2 protein-coding genes and 1 pseudogene are annotated in these 3,061 nt (G+C 60.2%); 1 reads left to right on the top strand and 2 read right to left on the bottom strand.

Features of this window, described 5'->3' with window-relative positions:
* Positions 1 to 489 (top strand): annotated as a pseudogene (locus tag NW838_RS12275) (hypothetical protein); the annotation flags it as partial.
* 33 nt (positions 490 to 522) lie between these two features.
* Here the strand turns inward: NW838_RS12275 and NW838_RS12270 are convergent.
* Positions 523 to 1,920 (bottom strand): aspartate aminotransferase family protein, encoded by a 1,398-nt coding sequence (locus tag NW838_RS12270; RefSeq protein WP_414428121.1) that lies wholly within the window; start codon positions 1,918 to 1,920, stop codon positions 523 to 525.
* A 139-nt stretch (positions 1,921 to 2,059) separates the two neighbouring features.
* Entirely contained in the window at positions 2,060 to 3,013 is a 954-nt protein-coding gene (locus NW838_RS12265) for an FAD-binding protein (RefSeq protein WP_414428122.1), read from the bottom strand.
* Positions 3,014 to 3,061 lie beyond the last annotated feature (48 nt).

Genomic DNA, 3,061 nt, shown 5'->3' with positions numbered 1-3,061 from the left:
TACCCCACTCCCAGCCCCTCTCCCACTGCTTCCTTTGCAGCAGAGCCGCCTTCGATTGCCGTGGTGGCCCTGACGGACGCGCGACAGACGGTACCCTTCAACGTGCTGGTGGCCGTGACGACTCCTGCAGGTTTGGGGGCCGGCATCAGCTTCCGGGTGGAAATCCGACAAAGCCCCCTCACCCTCACCTTTGATTTCACTGCCGCTGCCGTCGGCTGTCAGCCCAACAGCAGAGCCTGCATTGGCACCATCCCCATACCCATTCCTGCTTCTGCTCCCACCGGGGATTATGAGGTGACGGCAATGGTGGCGGATACCCAGGGCCGAATTGCTTCGGCCAAAGCTCCTTTACGGGTGTTGCCTGCGCCCAGTCCCTCCCCCTCGCCAACGCCGACCGGCACCCCCAATCCCTTTCCCTCGGTATCCCCTTCGCCCAGACCCAGTCCCTCTCCCAGTCCTTCGCCGACGCCCAGCCCCAGAAGCTTCTAACTCCCTCAGGCAGTCTCTCTTGTCGATTCAGGACTAAGGTAGCTCTTGAAGAACTCGCTTCAGGGTGGTGACTAAGCGTTCAATGTGGGTTTCCTGGATAATCAAAGGTGGGGAGAGAGCGATGATATCGCCTGTGGTGCGAATCAATACCCCCCGCTCGTAGCAGCGCAAAAACGCTTCAAAAGCCCGCGCTGTCGGTCGGCCAGGGATCCCTTCCAATTCAATTGCCCCCACCAAGCCGAGGTTGCGCACATCGATGACATGAGGCAAGCCCCGTAGGGAATGGAGAGCCTCCTCCCAGAGGGGAGCGAGGTTGGCAGCCCGCTCGAACAAGCCTTCTTCTCGATACAGGTTCAGGGTAGCCAAGCCGGCGGCACTGGCAACTGGGTGGCCGGAGTAGGTGTAGCCGTGGAAAAACTCGATGGGGCTCCAGGACAGCGTCCTGCTGTTGTCCCCTGGACGGTGCAGGTCATCAGCGGAACCAGCAGCCTCCATGAAGGCGCTGTAGATCTCTTGCTTGACGATCACTGCGCCCATCGGGATGGTGCCATTGGTGAGGCCCTTGGCACAGCAAATCAGATCCGGCACCACCCCAAAGTAATTGGCCGCAAAAGGGGATCCCAGACGCCCAAAGCCGGTGATCACCTCATCGAAGATGAGCAGAATGCCGTATTTGTCGCAAATGGCCCGCAGCTTTTCCAAATAGCCCACCGGCGGCAGCAACACCCCCGTTGAACCGGCAACCGGCTCTACGATCACCGCTGCAATCGTGCTGGCATCGTGGAGAGCGACGATCCGCTCCAAGTCTTCTGCCAAGTGGGATCCCCAGCGAGGCAGGCCGCGGCTAAAGGCGTTTTGCTCCAGGTTGTGGGTGTGGGGTAGGTGGTCTACGCCGGGAATGAGGCTGCCGAAAAACTTGCGGTTGTTGGAGATGCCCCCGACCGAGATGCCCCCAAAGCCAACGCCGTGGTAGCCCCGTTCCCGGCCAATCAGCCGCTGCCGGGATCCCTGTCCGCGTATCCGGTGGTAGGCGATGGCCATTTTCAGGGCCGTATCCACCGCCTCAGAGCCAGAGTTGGTGAAAAAAACGTGATCCAGTCCGGCAGGAGTGAGCTGGATGAGCTGCTCTGCCAGTTGAAAGGCTTTGGGATGGCCCATTTGAAAAGCTGGGGCGTAGTCCAGTTGGGCCACCTGCTGTTGGATCGCTTCCACAATTTGGGGGCGGCAGTGGCCGGCATTCACACACCACAGCCCGGCAGTCCCATCTAGGATTTGGCGGCCATCGTGGCTGGTGTAGTACATGTCTCGGGCGGCCACCAACAGGCGCGGGTTGGCTTTAAATTGCCGATTGGCCGTAAAGGGCATCCAAAAAGGCTCCAGATTCAGCTCCGCTTGCAGGGCGACGGCTGCTTTCTCCAGGGTTTCTTGCATGGCTGGCCCTCCGGCAGTAGACGAGATTTCAAGCTGGCGAAGATGGAATCCCTAGATATTGGATAATTTTGAAAGGGGCTCCATCCTGCTAACGGGAACGATAGAGCAATCCTAATCGGCCTGGGAGGCCTCTGGAAAGTTAGTATTTTCGCTCCTGAGGGGGAAACCGGGTGATCACCACGGGGCGATAGCTGATCTGCGGGGATCCCTCGCGAAAGGCAGCCAAGGTGTGTTGTAAAAACCGTTGATCATCCCGTTGGGGGTAATCTTCCCGCGCGTGGGAGCCACGGCTTTCCCGCCGTTCCAGGGCGCTGGCGAGGATCAAAGCCCCCACCGTCATGAGGTTGTCCAGCTCCAGCGCTTCGATCAGCTCGGTGTTCCACACCTTGCCCCGATCGTCCAAATGCAAATCCCGCTCGTAACGCTGGCGGATCTGTTGCCATGTTTGGATCCCTTCTTGGAGAACCGATTCGGTGCGGTAGACGCCGCAATGCTCGGTCATGCAATCTTGAAATTGCCGCCGCACCTGATCAATGCGGCTCTTCCCTGATCGTTCCAGGAGCCCGGCAATCCGGCTGGCGGCCTGTTTGAGTAGGGATCCCTCGTCCACTTTCGGCAAGGCTCGACCTCTGACGGCTTCTACCATGGCTGCCCCTGTGCGCCGCCCGAAAACAACGCACTCCAGGAGAGAGTTGCTGCCCAGCCGATTAGCCCCATGCACCGAAACACAGGCCGTTTCACCGGCAGCGAACAGCCCTTCCACACGGGTTTGGGCATCCCGCAGTACCTGCCCCTCCACCGTCACCGGGATCCCGCCCATGCAGTAGTGCACCGTCGGTCGCACTGGAATGGGATCGACAACCGCATCGATGCCCAAGTGGCGATGGGCCTCCTCCCAACAGAAGGGCAGCCGAGTGTGGATCTTTTCTGCCCCCAGATGCCGCAGGTCTAAGTAGACAAAATCTTTGCCGTCAATACCGCGCCCGGCCCGCACCTCCGTAACAATCGCCCGCGAGGTGATGTCCCGTGGGGCCAATTCCATCTGGCTGGGGGCATAGGCGGCCATGAAGCGCTGCCCCTTCCGATTGATCAGATAGGCCCCCTCTCAGCGCAGCGCCTCTGAGATCAACACCCCCACCGG

Origin of the sequence: Synechococcus sp. R55.2 (assembly GCF_047462075.1) — a bacterium.
Lineage (GTDB): Bacteria > Cyanobacteriota > Cyanobacteriia > Thermostichales > Thermostichaceae > Thermostichus.
The sequence above is the reverse complement of the archived record's forward strand: the minus strand, read 5'-3'. Positions and strand labels throughout refer to the sequence as shown.

Bases quoted from the DNA above. Each gene is read 5' to 3' on its own strand.
- NW838_RS12270 (WP_414428121.1), bottom strand. From the start codon at position 1,920: ATGCAAGAAACCCTGGAGAAAGCAGCCGTCGCCCTGCAAGCGGAGCTG.